Source organism: Verrucomicrobiota bacterium JB022, assembly GCA_030673845.1.
In the GTDB taxonomy this organism is placed as follows: domain Bacteria; phylum Verrucomicrobiota; class Verrucomicrobiia; order Opitutales; family Oceanipulchritudinaceae; genus WOUP01.
On record JAUTCQ010000021.1, the window covers coordinates 76,612 to 94,838 of the forward strand.

Below are 18,227 nucleotides of genomic sequence, written 5' to 3' on the forward strand. Positions count from 1 at the left end.
TAGGGATGCATACTGACCGCACTCTGCACGCATCCTGCATGATTTCCACGGCAATTACACGGAGAGTCTGTAAAAAATCCTTTAGAGCGTTGGGTGATCGCCCTCAAAATGGAGGTTGTTACGCAGGGGCATCCGGCAATTGGCATGGGGCATGGTAGAAGGGGAGCCAGCACTCTTAACCTCTTTCTCTTATGTGTGGTATTGTTGGATACGTGGGCGATGACGCCGCCCCTCAAATTCTGGTCGAAGGACTCAACCGCCTGGCCTATCGTGGCTACGATAGCGCCGGCCATGCCCTGATGAATGGCAAGGGCATCAAGATTTTCAAAGATATCGGCAGCCCGGAAACGGTGGGCCAGATCGTGATGAAGGAGAAGGTTCACGCCAACTCCGGAATCAGCCATACCCGCTGGGCCACCCATGGTGGCGTGACGCCTGAGAACTCTCACCCCCACCTCTCTAACTGCGGGCGTATCGCGCTCGTCCACAATGGGGTGATCGAGAACTACACCGTGCTCAAGCGCCGCCTGGAGCAAAACGGCGTGCACTTCCACTCCGAGACGGACACGGAAGTGCTTTGCAACCTGATTGCCCAGTATTATGAAGACTTCCGCGCCCAGGGGCTTGAGGATGCTTTCCTGCAAAGCGTTTTCGCCGGCCTGCGCGAAGTGAAGGGCTCTTATGGGATCGCCGCCATGTGCTCCGAGCAACCCGGCACGATCATTACCGCCCGCCTGGGTTCGTCGCTGGTGCTTGGCATCGGCAATGGCGAAAACATGGTCGCAAGCGACGCCGCTGCCTTCTGCGGGCGCACGAACAACATCGTGTATCTCGACGACGGCCAAGTCGCCTGCCTGACGGGTAAGGATTTCGAAATCTTCAATCTCGATCACGAGCGCGTGACTGCCGAGATCTGCGAGATGGAAGCACGCGAGGAGCATGACTACGGCCGCGGCGATTTCGCGCACTTCATGCTCAAGGAAATCTTCGAGCAACCCGAAGCCTTGCGCAACTCCATGCGCGGTCGCTTCAGCTCCGACGGCAGCACAACCAAGTTCGGCGGCCTCAACCTCGAAGCGAAGGACCTGCGCCGCATCAACCGCATCCTCTTCATGGGTTGCGGCACGGCGTGGCACGCCTGCCTCCTGGCAAAGTACATCATCGAAAAGCTGGCCCGCATTCCAGTCGACGTCGAGTACGCCAGCGAGCTGCGCTACCGCAACGCCCCGATCCCCGACGACACGCTGTGCTTCGTGATCAGCCAGAGCGGCGAAACTGCCGACACGCTGGAAGCGCTCCGCGAAATGAAGCGCAAGGGCTTTGAGACGCTCGCCATCACCAATGTGGTGGGCTCGACTATCGCCCACGAAGCAGGCGGCGGTATCTATCAACACGTCGGCCCGGAAATCGGCGTCGCTTCGACCAAGGCCTTCACCTCCCAGGTGTTGCTGGCCACGATGGTGGGCGTTTACCTCGGCCGCTTGCGTGATCTGAGCATGACCGAAGGCATGCGCATCGTGAAGGCGATGCACGAATTGCCCGAGCAGATCGTGCAGGTATTGCAAAAGACCCAGGAGATCGAAGCCGTGGCCAAGAAGTATGCCGACTTCAACGATTTCCTCTTCCTCGGTCGCCAGATGATGTTCCCGCTCGCGTTGGAAGGCGCCCTGAAGCTCAAGGAGATTTCCTATATCCACGCCGAGGGTTACCCGGCGGCGGAAATGAAGCACGGCCCCCTCGCCCTCGTCTCGCCCACCTGCCCTTCCCTCTTTATCGCACCGGAGGACGATATGATCGAGAAGGTGGCCTCCAACATCCATGAAGTGAAGGCTCGCGGTGGCCCCGTTATTGTCGTTACAACTGAGGGCAGCCCCCTTTGCGAAGAGAAGGGGATCGACATCATTACGATCCCGCAAACCCATGAGGCGCTCATGCCGGTCCTCGCATCCATCCCCCTGCAGCTTTTCTCGTATTATGCAGCGGTGGCTCGCGGGTGCAATGTGGACCGCCCGCGCAACCTCGCGAAGTCGGTTACGGTCGAGTAACTACCTGCTTACCAATGACAACGGTCGATCGTGCCTTTTAGGGCCGCGGCCGTTTTTTAACATTCTGTAACAAGGCAGAATGCGAACCGGCCAAACGACAGGAGTGCAATCTACAATCTGCAAGATCGAATTTGCGCTCAAAGGTGCAGACTGCACGACAAAGGGGCCTTCCCCCATGCACCGCAAGATAGAAGATTTTCTTCCCTCTGAAAATCAGCAAGTTACAGCTTCTCGCCTCGTTTTGGTCCCATCCTTGCAAAGATATTGGCATCGCTGCGGCGACCACTCTCGTTTCTCGATATGAATTGTCCTTTAAACCCACGACTCGCAGGTGGCACTCTGGCCTTGATTGCCATGGGGGCCGCTCCCGCCGCGGCTCAACTTGGACCGCGTAACTACTTTCACGCAGAAGTTCTGGCCGATGTCACCTACGACAGCGCCGTTTTCGGTAACAACGTAAGCCCGGACGATACCGTATTCTCCGTGCGCCCGGCAATCTCCTATGAGCGCACGTATGGCATTATGCACCTGATCGCCAAGGGCGGCGTGCAGTTCAACTACTTTGACGAGTTCGACTCGGAAAACTCAGAAGATATCAAGTCTTCGATCCAGCTGACGTTCCCTAATGTGGACGAGCGCCGCTATTATGTGGACCTCAAGGGCAGCTACAACGAGTTCAACGAGATCAACAGTAAAGTAGCCGACCTGTCGGGCAACCGTAGCCGCATCCACGGCGAGGTTACCACTGCGGACGGATTGTTCCTCTACCATTATACCGACCGCATCACGTCCGAGCTGTTCGGCAGCTACCAGAATACCAATATCTACGATGCGAACTTCATCGGTAACGAAACCTATGAAGGCGGCACCAACCTGGTCTACACCTATTCGGAGCGCTGGGACTTGCTCGGTGGTTACCGCTACCGCCATACCGACATCGAAGACTTCAGCCTCGCCGAGTTCCCCGACCTGCGGAACGACGAAGAGCTGAACAGCGACGACCACGCCATTTACATCGGCGCCCGCGGCGTCTGGAATGAAAAACTGGAGACTAGCGCCCGGATTGGCTGGCAGCAGCGCAACTTCGATTCCGAAGACCGCGGCGGCGTCATCGTAAGCCGCCAGGACAACGACGCGATTTTCTTCGAAGCGCAGGCCCGCTGGCAATTCCGCGAAGACATCCTCTTCGATTTCACGGCCATCCAGGATTACAACACCACTGTAGACGGCCGCAGTAACGACGAGACGAGCTTCTCTGCCCAGATGCAGAAGGAATGGAACCCGAAGCTCTATACCATGACCTTCGTCGGCTACGACATCTACCGCTTCAGCTCCAACAACGACAGCAGTAGCGACGACACGATCTTCGTAGCCCGGCAAGGCGTCTTCTACTCGATGTGGGAAGGTTCCAGACTTTTCGGCGAAGCCTCCTGGATGAAGCGCGACTCGGATTTGGAAGCCAACAACTACACGCGCTACACGCTCAAGGCCGGCTTCATGCAACGCTTCTAGCTCAAACCAACGAACATGCACACTCTCTTCCGCTTCCTCCTGACTGCCTGCCTCCTGCTTGGCAGTGCGCTGCACGGGCAAACTTCCGCTCCGTCTTCCGACGTCTATCGCCTCAATCAACAAGACCTGCTCACGATCACGGTCTATGACAATCCCGACCTGACGACTTCGCAACGCGTCGACGTCCAGGGCCGGGTGCAAATCCCTCTGCTCGGGCGCGTCGAGATCGGCGGCCTGACGGTGGGCGATGCGGAAAACAAGATCGAGCAGCTCTTTCGCGACGAGCGCTACCTGCGCAACCCGCAGGTGACCGTCTCGATCGATGAATACACCCCCAAACAGATTTCGATCTTCGGGGAAGTTCGCAGCCCGGGCCAGGTTTCGCTGCCGATCGAGAACAACCGCATCCCGATCGTCGAAGCCCTCTCCCGCGCCGGTGGTTTTACCGGCATCGCCGACACGGGTGATGTCAAGATCACCCGCACCGACGAGGAAGGCCGCCGCACGACTATCCGTGTAGATGTGCAGAAGTTCCTCAAGGCACGCAACGACGTGTCCAACCAGGACGGCTACTTCGTCTACGCAGGCGACATCATCGTAGTCCCCCAACGACTTTTTTAACCCCTCCCTTCCTAACTCGCTCGGCGCTGCCATGGCTGATACGCACAACAACTCTTCCGGGTGGACTACCGCCCCCAAACGTGAACCAAAGCGTACGCTGCAGGACTACCTGCTGATCGTGCGGGAACGCGCCTGGTGGGCGGCCCTGATCGCCCTGGTGGCGGCTGGCCTACTGGCCGCCTACATGTGGTCGCAACCACGTCTTTACCAATCCAGTACCACCCTGCTCTTCGAAACCACGCCCGAACGCATCGTGGACATCGAGGAAGTGGTCGATACCTCCTTGCGCGGCAAGGAAGACATGATCCTGCAAGTGCACCTGGAGCAGATCACCAGCCGCCAGTTCATGCAGCGCGTGATCGACTCTCTCAACCAGGAAGAGCAGACGCTGCTCACCCGCCCTTATGCGGATGAAGACGGCAAGACGCCTTCCCTCGCGAGCGTCATCCGCCAGGCTTCCGCGATTTCCCCGGGCCGTGGCGCACCCCTCTTCCGCATCACGTTCCGCCACCGCTCGGCCGAAGGCGCCGCCCTGCTGGCCAACCGCTATGCCCAGGAATACATCGACTACATGGGCGAGCGCAGCGACCTCGGTAACGAGCGCGCTCTCGGCTTCCTCCGCCAGCAGGCTGACGAGCTTCGCGGCCAGATCGAAGCCAGCGAGCTGAAGCTGCAAGACTACCGCCAACAGCACAATCTCGTCTCGCTCGAAGAGAATCAGAACATCGTGCTGGAGCGCATGAAGGAGCTGAACGCCGCCGTGACCCGGGCCCGCGTCAACCGCCTCAATGCTTCCGCCAAGGTGGCCGAAGTCGAGGATGCCATGCAGACCGACCGCAACCTGCTCCAGATCCCCGCGATCTCCGAAGGCAGCGGCGTGGACGCTACCGCCGCCAAGCTGGCGGAAGCCAAGGCCGAGCGTGAAACGCTCAACACCAAGTATCTCGAGCGCCACCCGCGCATGGTCGAGAACGCCCAGAAGATCGAAGGCCTTGAGCAAATGCTCGACCGCCAGATCCAGACCCGCGTGACGGACCTGCGCAATCAGTTGGCCGAAGCCCAGGAGCGCGAAAACAAGCTGCAGACCGAACTGGCCTCCGCCGAGCAGGAAGCCCTGCGCCGCGACCGTCAGGCGATCGAATACAACGTGCTGCGCCGCCAGATCGAGAGCGACCAGCGCCTGTTCGACCAACTGATGTCGCGCCTCAACGAGACCAACGTCTCCAGCCAGCTCGGCAACGTCAACGCCCGCATCGTGGACGAAGCCCAGCCTGCCGGCGCTCCCTTTACGCCCGACCGCAACAAGGTCATCGCCTCCTCGGCCATGCTCTTCCTCCTCATCCTCGTCGGCATCCCGATTGCAATGGAGGCCTTCGACAACAAGCTGAAGACCGAGTGGGACGTGGGCAGCTTCCTGCAGAAGAATTTCCTTGGTGAAATCCCGCTCGTAAAGGGCAACAACCCGGAGAAACGCGCCAAGATCGTGCTCGACAACGAGAACCCGCGAGCCCGCGAATACTTCCGCTCGATCTACAGCCAGATCATGCTGATGAGCGAAGCCACCTCGCCCCGCGTCTCGATCATCACTTCGACGCTCCCGGGAGAAGGCAAGACCTTCGTGGCCTGCAACCTCGCGAGCTGCTTCGCCAAGCACCACGCCCGCACCTTGTTGATCGACTGCGACCTGCGTCGCCCCCAGATCAACCGCTACTTCGAAATGAAGAACGACGCGGGCCTGATCCCCTGGCTGGAGCGTGGCGATGTGCCCTCCGCTGAGCAATCGGTGCTCGACGATCCCTTGCTGGAGATCCGCCAGGTGAGCCCTTACCTGCACGTGCTCCGCACCGGTGGCACCACCCAGGAAGCTTCCGAATTCTTCCAGTCGCAGAAGTTCCACAACCTGCTGCTGCGCCTGCGCGACAACTACGACCAGATCATCATCGACACGCCCCCGGTCGGCGGCTTCTCCGATGCCCTCTTCCTGGCCAGCCAGGCCGATGAAACGATCTTCGTGGCCAAGCACAATCACGTGAACCGCCGCAAGGTGAAATACCTGCTCGAGCGGATCGACCACACGCCCGGCCGCGTGCTCGGCGTCATTTTCAACCAAACAAAGACCAGCCGCACCCAACAATACGGCTTCTATGGATTCTACGACGAAAAGACTTACCGCAACTACTATGGCGACAACAAATCCTCCTCACAGTCCTCTTCTCTCGCAGCCCGTGAACCTCTCCAGCCTGAAACCGGTCGCGCCTAGCGAAAACTTTTCGGTGGAAGTCGGCGAACAAGCCGCCTTCACCTCCGTCTCCATCATCGGCATGGGCTATGTCGGCCTGCCGCTCGCCCTCCAGTTCGCCCGCGCCGGGCTGAACGTGAACGGCGTCGACATCGACGATGAAAAGGTCGAGCGCTTGAACAAGGGCGAAAGCTACATCAAGCACATCGCCTCCGCCTCCCTCCAGGAGCAGCTCGACAACGAGCGCTTCCAGGCAACCAACGACTTTTCGTCGATCGCCGAGACCGAGGCCGTCATCATCTGCGTGCCCACGCCGCTGAACAAGAATCATGAGCCTGACCTGACCTACGTGCTCGCCACGGGTCGCTCCATCGCGCCGCACATCCGCCCCGGCCAGCTCATCATTCTCGAATCGACGACCTACCCGGGCACGACGGACGACGAACTGCGCCCCATCCTCGAAGAGGGTTCCGGCCTCGTCGCCGGTCGTGACTTCTGCCTCGCCTTCTCGCCCGAGCGTGAAGACCCGGGCAACCCGCTGAGCCAGGTGGGCCGCATCCCCAAAGTGGTCGGCGGCATTTCGCCCAGCTGCACCCAGCGCGCCTGCGCTCTCTACGGCACTGCCATCGAGAAGACCGTGCCCGTCTCCTCCTGCCGCGTGGCCGAAGCCACCAAGCTGCTGGAAAACATCTTCCGCTCCGTGAACATCGCCCTCGTGAACGAGCTCAAGATCGTCTACGAGGCCATGGGCATCGACATCTGGGAAGTGATTGACGCAGCCAAGACCAAGCCCTTCGGCTTCATGCCCTTCTACCCGGGCCCGGGTCTCGGCGGCCACTGTATCCCGATCGACCCCTACTACCTGAGCTGGAAGGCGCGCGAGTACAACCAGTTTACCCGCTTCATCTCCCTCGCAGGCGAGACCAACACCCAGATGCCGCGCTACGTGCTGCAGCGCTGCATGGAGGCCCTTAACGGCCGCCGCAAGGCAATCTCGGGCAGCAAGGTGCTGATCCTCGGCCTGGCCTACAAGCCGAACGTCGACGATATGCGCGAGTCGCCCTCCCTGGAGTTGATGGACCTCTTCCGCGGCCATGGCGCCGAAGTCTCCTTCTACGACCCGCACATCCCTGTCGTACCCAAGACGCGCGAACACCCGGAATACACCGGCTGGAAGTCGATCGAGTGGAAGCAGGATGTGCTGCAGGAGTTCGACCTCGTGCTCATCGCCACCAACCACCAAAGCGTCGATTACCAAGAGCTGGCCAACTGGACCGACCTGATCGTCGACACCCGCAACGCGATGCACGGCTGCAGCATCCGCGAGGGCCAGCTCTTCAAATCCTGAGCCTCTCTCCATCTCCATGTCCTTATCCTCGCTGAACCACCTCGACCGCCGGGTAGCCGTGCTGGGGTGCGGCTATTGGGGCCGCAACCTGGTCCGCAATTTTGCCGAACTCGGCGCCTTGGCGGCCGTGGTCGACCCTTCGCCGCAGGGCCGCGAAGAAGCCCGCAAGCTCGCCCCGAGCGCGGAAGTCTTCGACGATCCGGCGGTTCTTTGGGAGCGCGACGACATCCACGGCGTGGTCATCGCCACGCCGGCTCCCACCCACTTCCAGATCGCGTGCGATGCCTTCGCCGCCGGTAAGGATGTGATGGTGGAAAAGCCGATGGCGATGAATGCCGAGGAAGGCGAGCGCATGGTCTCTGCCGCTGAAGCGCATGGCCGACTGCTGATGGTCGGCCACCTGCTCGAGCACCACCCTGCCGTCCGCCGCCTCTATGAGCTGGTGGAGCAAGGTGCGCTCGGGCCGTTGCGCTACATCCAGTGCCGTCGCCTCAATTTCGGCAAGATTCGCACGGCCGAGAACGCCCTGTGGAGCCTGTCTCCGCACGACCTCTCGGTGATGCTGCGGCTGGCCGGTAGCGAACCCGTCTCCGTGCACTGCCACGGCACGGGCTTCCTGCAGGGCGACGTGGCCGACGTGGTGCACGCGCACCTCAACTTCCCGGGTGAAGTCGAGGGCTACCTGCAGGCCAGCTGGCTCAACCCGTTCAAGGAGCAGCGCATCGTGGTGGTGGGCGAAGACCGCATGGCGGTGTTCGACGATACCCTGCCCGATCGCAAGCTGCAGCTCTTTGCCCACCGGGTCGAGTGGTCCGACCGCGGCCCGGTCGCCAAGCGCGCCGAGGCCGAGCTGATCGAATACCCGACCTCCGAGCCGCTCAAGGCCGAGTGCCAGCACTTCCTGGATTGCATGCAAGACCGCCGCCAGCCGTTTACGGACGGCGTCTCCGGGCAGGCCGTCATGCGGACGCTCGAAGCCTGCCAGCGTGCGATGGACACCGGCTCCACCGTTGAACTCTCTCAACTGGAGGTTGCCTCGGTATGAGCTACAAGGCCCACGAATCGGCCGTCGTCGACGACGGCGCCCAAATCGGCAGCGGCACGCGCATCTGGCACTTCTCGCACGTCAATTCCGGCGCGGTGATCGGCGAAAACTGCTCGCTTGGGCAGAACGTGATGATCGCGCCCAATGTGGTGATCGGCGACCGCGTGAAGATCCAGAACAACGTCTCGGTCTACGAAGGCACGGAGATCGAAGACGACGTCTTCCTCGGGCCTTCGTGCGTGCTGACCAATATCAGCAATCCGCGCTCGCAGGTGGTCCGCCGCCACCTCTACGAGAAGACCAAGATCGAGCGCGGCGCTACCATCGGGGCCAACGCCACCATCGTCTGCGGCACCAAGCTCGGCCGCTACTGCATGATTGCCGCCGGGGCCGTGGTGACGAAGGACGTGCCACCTTATACGCTGATGATGGGCGTACCCGCTCGCCCGGCCGGTTACGTCAGCCGCCACGGGCACCCGTTGCGCAAGTCTGAAGATGGCGTCTGGACCTGCCCCGAGTCGGGGCTGCACTACGCCCTCAACGAACAGGGCGAGCTCTACTGTTTCGACCTGCCGGAGGACGACCCGCTGCCAGAGGCCCTCGCGCAAGGCCAGAACCCCTACGCGCATTACCACCCGTAAGCGCTCTTTTCGTTCTTTTTCCCGTATCCTTCTCGTTTTACGCACATGCCACTCGCTTCTTCTCCCTCCCGCTCCGTCTCATTGCTCGACCTCCAGGCACACCACCAGGATGTCGGCCCGGCCTTCCGCGAGGCCATCGACCGCGTGATCGAATCGGGCGCCTACATCAATGGCCCCGAAGTCGCCGAATGTGAGGCCGACGTCGCCGCCTATTGCCAGGCGCAATACGGTATCGGAGTCTCATCTGGCACCGACGCCCTGCTCATCGCCTTGATGGCCGAAGAAATCGGGCCCGGCGACGAGGTGATCACAACGCCCTTTACGTTCTTCGCCACCGCCGGCTGCATCAGCCGCGTCGGGGCCAAGCCTGTCTTTGTCGATATCGACCCGGCGACGTGCAACATCGACGCCAAACAGGTGGCAGCCGCCATTACGCCCCGTACCCGGGCCATCATCCCGGTGCACCTCTATGGGCAAATGGCCGAGACCGCCCAGCTCAAGGCGCTCGCCGACGAGCACGACCTCGTGTTGATCGAAGACTGCGCCCAAGCCATCGGCGCGGAAGAGGACGGCCACCGCGCGGGCTCCATCGGCCACTACGGTGCGTTCTCTTTCTTCCCGGCCAAGAATCTCGGTGCCCTCGGCGACGGCGGCATCGTGACGACCAACGACAAAGAGCGCGCCAACCGCTTGCGTCGCCTACGCGTCCACGGAGCCGAGCCCAAGTATTTCCACGCCGTGATCGGGGGCAACTTCCGTCTGGATACGATCCACGCCGCCGTCGTGAAGGCCAAGCTGCCTTGCCTCGACCAGTGGACGGAAAGCCGCCAGCGGAACGCCCAGCGTTACGACAGTGCGTTGCAGGAAGTCGGCCTGATCTCCGGCGGGCACCTGATGCCGCTGGCCAAGCGCCAGAGCCGCCACGTCTATAACCAGTACATCATCCGCACCAATCGTCGCGACGCCCTGCAGGCGTTCCTGAAGGATCGCGGCGTGTCCACTGCCGTCTACTACCCGCTTTCGCTCCACCAGCAGGAGTGCTTTGCCTACCTCGGCCACAAGGAAGGCGAATTCCCCGAGGCCGAGCTGGCTGCCCAGGAAGTGCTGGCGCTGCCGGTGCACCCGCACCTGAGCGCGGACGACCAAGACTACGTGATCGAGCAACTGGTTGCCTTCTTCCGCTAAATGAAGCACTCCCGCAAAGTCCAGGCGGCGGCCCTCAGCATCGGCAAGATGTCCGCCAACCTGGCGGGGCTGTTGACCATGGCGGTGCTGGCGCGCCTCTTCTCGCAAGAGACCTACGCCAGCTACCGCCAAGTGCTGCTCGCATACGGGTTCGTCGCCCCACTGCTGACACTGGGGATCCCCAAAGCGCTGTATTATTTCTTGCCCGGTGCAGGCGAAGCCTCCCGGGCTCGTCTTTTGGAAAACGTGCTCGTGCTCTCCGGCATGGGCCTCGTTTTTGGTGCCCTGCTCTACTTTGGCGGCAACGCCTGGCTGGCCCACCACTTCGACAATCCGGCCCTGGAGCCGCTCTTGCAGGCTTTCGCCCTGTATCCGGTCTTCCTGCTACCGTCGCTCGCCCTGCCCGCCTGCCTGGTGGTGCAAGGCAAGGCGATGATCACCGCGCTTTACTCGATCATCAGTCGCCTGCTCATCGCAGGGCTCGTGATCGGCGTCGCGTTGTATACCGACGAGGTCGGCCCTGCCCTCCAGGCCATGGTGATCGGCACCGGGATCATGACGCTGGTGGCGTTCGTCATCATGTGGCGCGCAGTCCCGGCGGGTAATGGCAAGCTCAGCTTCAAGGAGACGTGGCAGCAAGTCCGCTACAGCGCCCCGCTCGGGCTGACCAACATCATGGGTAATGTGGCGATGAACCTCGACAAGTGGATCGTCGCCGCCATGGCCAGCCCTGCCGCCTTCGCGGTGTTCGTCAACGGCGCGATGCAGTTGCCCATCGTGGGCGCACTGACCGATTCGATTACCGCCGTGATGCTGCCGGAAATGAGCAAGGCCAGCAAGTCGGGCGACTTCAAGAGCTGCCTGCCACTCTGGAAGCGAGCCGCCGAGCAATGCGCTCACTTGCTCTTCCCCGTCACCGCCGGGCTGATCATCCTCGCCCCGGAGGCGATGGTGCTGCTCTTTGGCGATGCCTACGCCGCCAGCGCCATTCCCTTTATCATTTACCTGTCGATCCTCCCGACTCGCATCGTGCGGTTCGACGCAGTCTTTATGGCAACCGGGCGCAGCGGCCTGCTTTTCAAGCGCACCGTTTTGTTCCTGATCCTCACGGTGATCACCAACGTGATCTTCGTGCGCTGGATGGGCCCCAACGGCGCGGCCCTGGCCACCGTCCTCTGCACGCTGGTCTTTGCCCAGCCCTATAACCTGTTCTTCCTGCGGCGCGCATTTCAGGCCACCACGGCCGAGCTGTTGCCGTGGAAAGCCCTCGGCAAGATCGCACTTGCCGCGGGCATCGCCGGTGCGGTGGGCTTTGCCGCCAAGGAGCTCGTGCTCGGCCAGTCGATCTTCGTCCGCGTCGCCGTGGCCGGAATCACCTTTGCCCTCGTCTACGCCCTTTTGCTGCACCTCACGGGGCTCCTGCCCTGGCAGAAAGTCCGGGATCGCCTGGCCCGCGTCCGTCGCGAAGGCCCTCGGGCGGTGCTGGCATTCTAAAACCCTTCTCCCTCTCTGACCTCTCTCTCCATGCTCAAGATCCTAACCATCGTGGGCGCACGCCCGCAATTCGTCAAAGCGGCTACCTTTTCGCGTGCCGTCCGTGAATACAATGCGCAACTCGGCGACCGCGTGGCGGTCGAAGAAGCGATCATCCACACTGGCCAGCATTACGACTCGAACCTCTCGCAGGTATTCTTCGACGAGCTCGACATTCCGAAGCCGGCCAAAAATCTCGAGCTGGGCGGCGGCGGGCACGGTCAACAGACCGGCCGCATGCTCGAAGCGCTCGAAAAGGAGATGCTCGAACGCAAGCCCGACGTGGTGCTCGTCTACGGTGACACCAACAGCACGCTTGCCGGCGCCCTTGCCGCCGCCAAGCTGCACATCCCTCTCGCCCACGTGGAGGCGGGCCTGCGCTCCTTCAACCGCCGCATGCCGGAAGAGATCAACCGCGTGCTGACCGACGAGCTCTCGAAGTGGTGCTTCTGCCCCACCCGCGATTCCGCCGTGAACCTCTACCGCGAGGGCATCTACGACGGCGTGCATGTCGTGGGTGACGTGATGTATGACGGCGTGCTCTACTATGCCGACAAGATCGCCAACGAAGGCCGGGCCGCAAAGATCCGCGAGGAGAACAAGCTCCCGGACGGTGACTTGATCCTCTCGACCTTGCACCGGGCGGAAAACACTGATTGCCCCGACCGTCTACGCGCCGCCATCCGCGTGCTCAACCACTTGGCGGACGAATCGGCGCCGGTGGTCTTGCCGCTCCACCCGCGCACCAACGGCGCGATCGAGAAGGCCTTCCATGGTGAAAATCCTTTTTCGGAGCGCGTGCACCGGATCGCCCCGCTGGCCTATCTCGACCTGCTTTCGCTCCTGCGAGAATGCAAGCTCGTAGCCACGGATTCGGGCGGTCTGCAAAAGGAGGCACACTTCCTGCAAAAGCCCTGTCTGACGCTGCGCGACGAAACGGAATGGGGCGAAACGCTCGCCAACCAGTGTAACCAACTGGTCGACCTGAGCACCGATCCCGTCCCGCAAATCGAAGCGGCGCTCAACCGGACGACCGGCCCCTGGAACCGGCCTTATGGCCAAGGGGACGCCGCCCGGCAGATACTGACTCACCTGCTCGATTCCTTCTCCGCTTAGGCACATGCGAAACCTGCTTCTCATCTCGTATTATTTCCCGCCCCGCGGCGGCAGCGGCGTGCAACGGCCCTCGAAATTCGCCCGCTACCTCGCCGACCACGGCTACCAGTCCCACGTCGTCACCTGTGACGACGGCAGCATCACGAACACCCGCGACAACAGCCTGCTCAAGAACCTCAACGGCACCCAGGTCCACCGAGTGCCCGGTCGGGAAGAGCTGGTCAAAAAGCTGGGCAAGATGCACCTCGGGCCGCTAGTGACGCTCGGGCTGCGCCCCGATGCGCAAGTGCTTTGGAAAGACGCGGCGGTCAAGGAAGCATTGCGAATTGCAAAGCAGAGTCGGATAGATGCAATCTTTTCGACGGTTCAGCCCTTTGCCTCGGCCCTTGTAGGGCTGGAGCTGAAAAAAAAGTTGGGATTACCTTGGATCCTCGATTACCGCGACCCCTGGACCAACAGCACCAGCATCACATGGCCCAGCAAGTGGCACTTTGAGCGCGAGCGCGAGATGGAGCGCAAATGCCTTTTGCATTGCGACCGCGCCCTGGTCGTCACCTCCGGAATGCGGGACGCACTGGCTGAGGCTTTTCCGGAGTTTGCCCACAAGATTCGTCTGATCCCGAACGGCTTCGACCCGGAAGACTTCAAGGGGCTGGAAGCCGACAAGCGAGTAGACGACGGTGTCTTCCGCCTCGGCTATGCCGGTCGCCTTTATTCGGTGGGTGGCAAACAGAACCGCCTCCACCGCAGCGGTGGCCTTACCTACCGCAATTGCGAGGTCGACTTTGTCACGCACTCCGCCCGCTTCCTGATCCTCGGCATCCAGCGCCTCTTTGAGCAACACCCGGAGCTACGGGGCAAGCTGAGCGTCGACCTGGCGGGCAATATCCCGGCCGACAACAAGGCTTTTGCCGAAGAATGCGGCGTGGCCGACACGGTGCATGTCCACGGCATGTTGCCCCACCGCGAAGCGATCCAGCTGGTATCGCGCAGCGATGCGGTTTTCCTGCCCATGCGTCGCGAGGCCGACAACCGCCGCAGCTACAACGCCTCGGGCAAGATCTACGAATACCTCGCCCAGCATAAGCCCATCTTGGCCGCCGTGCCCGAGGGTGACGCCGCCGACCTGGTGCGCGATGCCCGCGCCGGCTGGGTAGTCGATCCCGCCGACGTGCAGGCGTACGCCGACAAGCTTTACGAACTGATCACGCGCAAGCAAACGGGCCCCCTCCGCATCGACCCGGATGTCGCGCTGATCAACACCTACACGCGCCAGAATCAGGCCGCCATGCTCGCAAACGAGCTGGACAGCCTGCTACCCGCCGCTCCTGCCGCCCGCTCGATGCCCACCCCCGCCCCTGTCGCCGTTTCATGAACGATCCTCTCGTCAGCATCATCGTCCTGAGTTTCAACCGCAAGGAAGAGATCCTCGACTGCCTGGCCTCACTGGAGCAGCAGACCTACGCACGCACCGAGACCATCGTGCTCGACAATGGGTCCAAGGACGGTTCCGCCGAAGCCGTGGCCGAGCGTTTCCCCCACGTGCGCCTCATCCGTATGCCCCACAACTTCGGTGCCTGGGGCCCGCGCGACATGGCGATCTGGAACTCTACCGGCGACTACATTTTCATGATCGACAGCGATGCGGTGGCCCCCGCCGACGCGCTGGAAAAGCTGGTGGCCAAGATGGAAGCCGAGCGCTCCATCGGCATCCTCCAGCCCATGATCAAGGACCTCCACAGCGAGACGGTCTACAGCATGGGCTTCGGGCGCGAAGAGGCCAAGGAGCCTTGCTTCCGCTGGCAGTTCCACGGCTGTGCCGCGCTGATCCGCCGCGAGGCCTATTTCAAGGCGGGCGGCTTCCCCCACCACTACCTGGTGGCAGGCGGAGAGGCCTACCTGGCGATCCCCGTGCTCGATGCCGGTTACGACGTCTACTATTGGCCCGAAGTCCACGTACGCCATGCACTTTCGCCCAAGGAGCGTGTGAAGTCGCACCGGCTCCTGATGTCGAATCTGCACCGCATGCAAAACAACGCCACCTACAACCCCTACCTGGGGCGCGTGTGGCTCGACTTTGCGTGGAAGCTCGTCCGCTACGCCAAGGACGCTACCGCCAACGGCTATTTCAAGGAGCTGTTGCCGGGGCTGGCGCTACACGTAAAGGAGTTTTTCCACACGCTGCGCCACCTGCGTCGCCCGATCGCACCACAAACGCAGAACCTCATCGACTACCTCATGGTCCACCGCGTGACGGAGCGGGCCGAATACGAGCGCATCAACCGCGAGCGTTCCTACTTTGCCGGCCGTCGCCGCTACGCCCTCCGCACCACATGAACGCCTTAGTCGACGCCTACGATGCCGCTTTTCGCCGCTGCGGCCCCACTTTTGCCGACCGCGTGCGCAAGACGCAAGGCTACGGGCTCTATCAAGAGGCCGAGGTCCTGAGCAGCCAGCCGCTGGCCGCACAACAGGCCTATCTGGAGCAGCGCCTGCAAGAGCTGCTCCACGCCGCCTGGCAGGTGCCCTATTACGCCGAAGTCTTTGCTGCCGCCGGTCGCGGTTTCGATGCCGATTACCCGCTCGAAAGCCTGGCCAAGCTGCCCGTGTTGACCAAGGACGACCTGAAGCGCGACCCGCAACGTTTCGTGCGTCCGGGCTATACCGGGCCGCTCCCGAAGATCCAGACCGCTGGCTCAACGGGTTCGCCGCTCAAGGCCTTTGTCGACCCCGTAGTGCCCAGCGTGGTGACCGCCGCGATGTATCTCGGCCGCTCCTGGTGGGGCATCCAGCCGGGTTCCCGCTCGGTCTCGCTCTGGGGGCACTCGAAGTATCTGGCCGAGAGCCTGCCCGCGCGCCTGAAGCTGGCCCGCCGCCACTTGTTCGATGCCGCGATGAACCGTCGCGTCTTCCCGGCCTACGACCTGGGCAAGGACAAGCTGAAGGAGTTCTGGAGCCTGATCGCCGAGTTTCAGCCCACCTACGTCGTCGGTTATGCCACCGCTCTCAGCACCGCCGCCGAATACCTCAACGAGCACGGCGGCACGCCCAAGCTACACCGGGCGCTGAACCGCCTGCAAGCGGTCGTCAGCACCGGAGAAATGCTCTACGACTGGCAGGCAGAGACGATCCAGCAGGCGTTCCAGGCACCCGCCGTGCGCGAATACGGGCTCTGCGAAGCCGGTTCCGCCGCCTACGAGCACCCCGATGGCAATCTCTACGCCATCTCGCCTTTTTACCACATTGAGCTGCTCGACGAAGCGGGCCAGCCAGTGCGCCCCGGAGAATTGGGCCGCGTGGTCATCACCTCGCTGCTCGGCCAGACGGTGCCGCTGATCCGCTACGACACGGGCGACCTCGCCCAGGAAGTCGAGCGCGCCCCCGAAGCCCCGCTACTTCGCCAGATGGGCCAGATCCAAGGGCGTGCCTACGACCTGATCTACACCGCCAGCGGCGACGCCCGCCCGGGGGTGATGTTCACGCACGCGATGAAGTATCTCGACGAGGTCGAGCGCTACCAGATCGTGCAGAACGATTACGGCCAGCTCGACATTTTCTACGCTTCTCCCTCTCCGCTCGACGAAAACCGGTTGGGTGTCGTCCGCCAACGCCTTCGCAGTGCCGCAGGCGGCGAAATCCACCTCCGCTTCCACCATCGCCAGCAACTGGAGCAGGAAGCCTCCGGTAAATTCCGCTGGATCAAGTCCCACGTTTCCAAGCGTTCCGCATGACCGCCACACCCTCTCTCGATTTCTCGACCGTTTCGCCCAAAAGCGCCCGCCCGCTCCGGGTTGCCTGGGTCACCTCCTCGCCGACCCCCTACAAGCTCCCGTTCTTCCAGCGCCTCTCGCAGCGCGAAGACTTGCAGCTAAAGTTCTTTTTCCTCACCTGGAAGAGCTCTTCCCGCCCGTGGGAAATCTCCGCCAGCCAGGCGATCGACTACGAGGTGCTGCCCGGCATCAACGTGCCCACCAGCCTGCGCGAAAAGCGTTACCTGCGTATCAACCCGGTCATCCGCCAACGCCTCGACCCGAAGAAGTGGGACGTGGTGGTGATCTCCGGCTACCACCACCCGACGATGTGGTGGGCCATCCAGCACTGCCGTCGCCACAACATCCCCTTTGTGCTGCAGGGCGAAAGCCACGTGCTGAAGACGCGCGTCTTCTGGAAGCGCAAGATCAAGGAAACGATGATCTTCCCTGCCATCCGCGATGCCGCGGCGGCCCTCGCCACCGGTACCCTCGCCAAGCGCTACTGGGAGCAGGTCGGCATCTCCGGAGATAAAATTTACATCGTGGGCAATGTGCCCGAAGTCGCTTTCTTCCAACAACGCAGCCTGGAGGCGCGCCCGCGTCGACAAGAGATTCGCCAAAAGCTGGGCCTCGACCCGCAACGTCCGCTGGGCGTCTTCGTGGGGCGCTTCCTGCGCGTGAAGGGCGTCGACGTATTGCTCGAAGGCATGGCACAACTACCCGAGGCTCAACGCCCGCAGATCCTGCTGGTGGGCGATGGCCCGGAAAAGGAGCAACTCGAAGCCATCGTGGCGGAGCACAAGCTGCCGGTGACGATGCCGGGCTTCCTGCCCAATGACCAACTGCCCGAGCTTTACGCTGCGAGTGACTTCTTTGTCCTCCCCTCTCGCGAAGAGCCTTGGGGCGTGGTCGTAAACGAAGCGGCGGCCTGCGGCCTGCCCCTGCTACTCTCCGGCAAGGTAGGTGCGGCCCACGACATCCTGCAACCGGGCCATAACGGCCTCCGCATCGAGCCCAACACCCCTATGCGCTGGGCCGAAGCGTTGAGCGAAGCCAAGACCTGGAATGCCGCGCAACTGGCGGCGATGGGCCAGCGCTCACGCGAAATTGCCGGCGAGTGGACCCACGAGGCCAGCGAACAAGAATTCATGCAGGCCGTGCGCTTGGCGGCCGCCACCGTGTCCTGATCC

General features: G+C 62.2%; 14 protein-coding genes. All 14 read left to right on the plus strand.

Annotated elements, in window-relative coordinates:
- Window positions 1-191: 191 nt before the first annotated feature.
- The 14 genes from glmS (at window position 192) to Q7P63_16780 (ending at window position 18,224) form a co-directional block, all read left to right on the plus strand.
- Window positions 192-2,045: a glutamine--fructose-6-phosphate transaminase (isomerizing) gene (gene glmS / locus Q7P63_16715; protein MDP0501738.1), complete on the plus strand. Its 1,854-nt coding sequence runs from the start codon at window positions 192-194 to the stop codon at window positions 2,043-2,045.
- A 354-nt stretch (window positions 2,046-2,399) separates the two neighbouring features.
- Window positions 2,400-3,557, plus strand: coding sequence for a hypothetical protein (locus tag Q7P63_16720; protein MDP0501739.1), 1,158 nt, complete (start codon window positions 2,400-2,402; stop codon window positions 3,555-3,557).
- Between the two features lie 15 nt (window positions 3,558-3,572).
- Complete coding sequence (locus Q7P63_16725; GenBank protein MDP0501740.1) at window positions 3,573-4,178, plus strand: polysaccharide biosynthesis/export family protein; 606 nt, start codon at window positions 3,573-3,575, stop codon at window positions 4,176-4,178.
- 31 nt (window positions 4,179-4,209) lie between these two features.
- Window positions 4,210-6,438 carry a polysaccharide biosynthesis tyrosine autokinase gene (locus Q7P63_16730; GenBank protein ID MDP0501741.1) on the plus strand — a complete coding sequence of 743 codons (2,229 nt, stop codon included), beginning with the start codon at window positions 4,210-4,212 and terminating at the stop codon, window positions 6,436-6,438.
- A gap of 13 nt (window positions 6,439-6,451) precedes the next feature.
- Window positions 6,452-7,765, plus strand: coding sequence for a nucleotide sugar dehydrogenase (locus tag Q7P63_16735; GenBank protein ID MDP0501742.1), 1,314 nt, complete (start codon window positions 6,452-6,454; stop codon window positions 7,763-7,765).
- Window positions 7,766-7,781: 16 nt separating this feature from the next.
- Complete coding sequence (locus Q7P63_16740) at window positions 7,782-8,810, plus strand: Gfo/Idh/MocA family oxidoreductase (GenBank protein MDP0501743.1); 1,029 nt, start codon at window positions 7,782-7,784, stop codon at window positions 8,808-8,810.
- Window positions 8,807-9,451, plus strand: coding sequence for an acyltransferase (locus Q7P63_16745; GenBank protein MDP0501744.1), 645 nt, complete (start codon window positions 8,807-8,809; stop codon window positions 9,449-9,451). Before Q7P63_16740 ends, Q7P63_16745 begins: the two co-directional genes overlap by 4 nt.
- Before the next feature lie 45 nt (window positions 9,452-9,496).
- The gene (locus Q7P63_16750; GenBank protein ID MDP0501745.1) at window positions 9,497-10,636 is read left to right on the plus strand and encodes a DegT/DnrJ/EryC1/StrS family aminotransferase; all 1,140 of its coding nucleotides are present in this window, start codon (window positions 9,497-9,499) and stop codon (window positions 10,634-10,636) included.
- Window positions 10,637-12,130 (plus strand): oligosaccharide flippase family protein, encoded by a 1,494-nt coding sequence (locus tag Q7P63_16755; GenBank protein MDP0501746.1) that lies wholly within the window; start codon window positions 10,637-10,639, stop codon window positions 12,128-12,130.
- Window positions 12,131-12,160: 30 nt separating this feature from the next.
- Window positions 12,161-13,285, plus strand: coding sequence for a UDP-N-acetylglucosamine 2-epimerase (non-hydrolyzing) (gene wecB, locus Q7P63_16760; protein ID MDP0501747.1), 1,125 nt, complete (start codon window positions 12,161-12,163; stop codon window positions 13,283-13,285).
- A gap of 4 nt (window positions 13,286-13,289) precedes the next feature.
- The gene (locus Q7P63_16765) at window positions 13,290-14,660 is read left to right on the plus strand and encodes a glycosyltransferase family 4 protein (GenBank protein ID MDP0501748.1); all 1,371 of its coding nucleotides are present in this window, start codon (window positions 13,290-13,292) and stop codon (window positions 14,658-14,660) included.
- Window positions 14,657-15,622, plus strand: coding sequence for a glycosyltransferase family 2 protein (locus tag Q7P63_16770; protein ID MDP0501749.1), 966 nt, complete (start codon window positions 14,657-14,659; stop codon window positions 15,620-15,622). Before Q7P63_16765 ends, Q7P63_16770 begins: the two co-directional genes overlap by 4 nt.
- Entirely contained in the window at window positions 15,619-17,016 is a 1,398-nt protein-coding gene (locus tag Q7P63_16775; protein ID MDP0501750.1) for a hypothetical protein, read from the plus strand. Before Q7P63_16770 ends, Q7P63_16775 begins: the two co-directional genes overlap by 4 nt.
- Window positions 17,013-18,224 carry a glycosyltransferase family 4 protein gene (locus Q7P63_16780; GenBank protein ID MDP0501751.1) on the plus strand — a complete coding sequence of 404 codons (1,212 nt, stop codon included), beginning with the start codon at window positions 17,013-17,015 and terminating at the stop codon, window positions 18,222-18,224. Before Q7P63_16775 ends, Q7P63_16780 begins: the two co-directional genes overlap by 4 nt.
- Window positions 18,225-18,227: the final 3 nt, after the last annotated feature.

Bases quoted from the DNA above. Each gene is read 5' to 3' on its own strand.
- glmS (MDP0501738.1), top strand. From the start codon at position 192: ATGTGTGGTATTGTTGGATACGTGGGCGATGACGCCGCCCCTCAAATT.
- Q7P63_16720 (MDP0501739.1), top strand. From the start codon at position 2,400: ATGGGGGCCGCTCCCGCCGCGGCTCAACTTGGACCGCGTAACTACTTT.
- Q7P63_16725 (MDP0501740.1), top strand. From the start codon at position 3,573: ATGCACACTCTCTTCCGCTTCCTCCTGACTGCCTGCCTCCTGCTTGGC.
- Q7P63_16730 (MDP0501741.1), top strand. From the start codon at position 4,210: ATGGCTGATACGCACAACAACTCTTCCGGGTGGACTACCGCCCCCAAA.
- Q7P63_16740 (MDP0501743.1), top strand. From the start codon at position 7,782: ATGTCCTTATCCTCGCTGAACCACCTCGACCGCCGGGTAGCCGTGCTG.
- Q7P63_16745 (MDP0501744.1), top strand. From the start codon at position 8,807: ATGAGCTACAAGGCCCACGAATCGGCCGTCGTCGACGACGGCGCCCAA.
- Q7P63_16750 (MDP0501745.1), top strand. From the start codon at position 9,497: ATGCCACTCGCTTCTTCTCCCTCCCGCTCCGTCTCATTGCTCGACCTC.
- Q7P63_16755 (MDP0501746.1), top strand. From the start codon at position 10,637: ATGAAGCACTCCCGCAAAGTCCAGGCGGCGGCCCTCAGCATCGGCAAG.
- wecB (MDP0501747.1), top strand. From the start codon at position 12,161: ATGCTCAAGATCCTAACCATCGTGGGCGCACGCCCGCAATTCGTCAAA.
- Q7P63_16765 (MDP0501748.1), top strand. From the start codon at position 13,290: ATGCGAAACCTGCTTCTCATCTCGTATTATTTCCCGCCCCGCGGCGGC.
- Q7P63_16770 (MDP0501749.1), top strand. From the start codon at position 14,657: ATGAACGATCCTCTCGTCAGCATCATCGTCCTGAGTTTCAACCGCAAG.
- Q7P63_16775 (MDP0501750.1), top strand. From the start codon at position 15,619: ATGAACGCCTTAGTCGACGCCTACGATGCCGCTTTTCGCCGCTGCGGC.
- Q7P63_16780 (MDP0501751.1), top strand. From the start codon at position 17,013: ATGACCGCCACACCCTCTCTCGATTTCTCGACCGTTTCGCCCAAAAGC.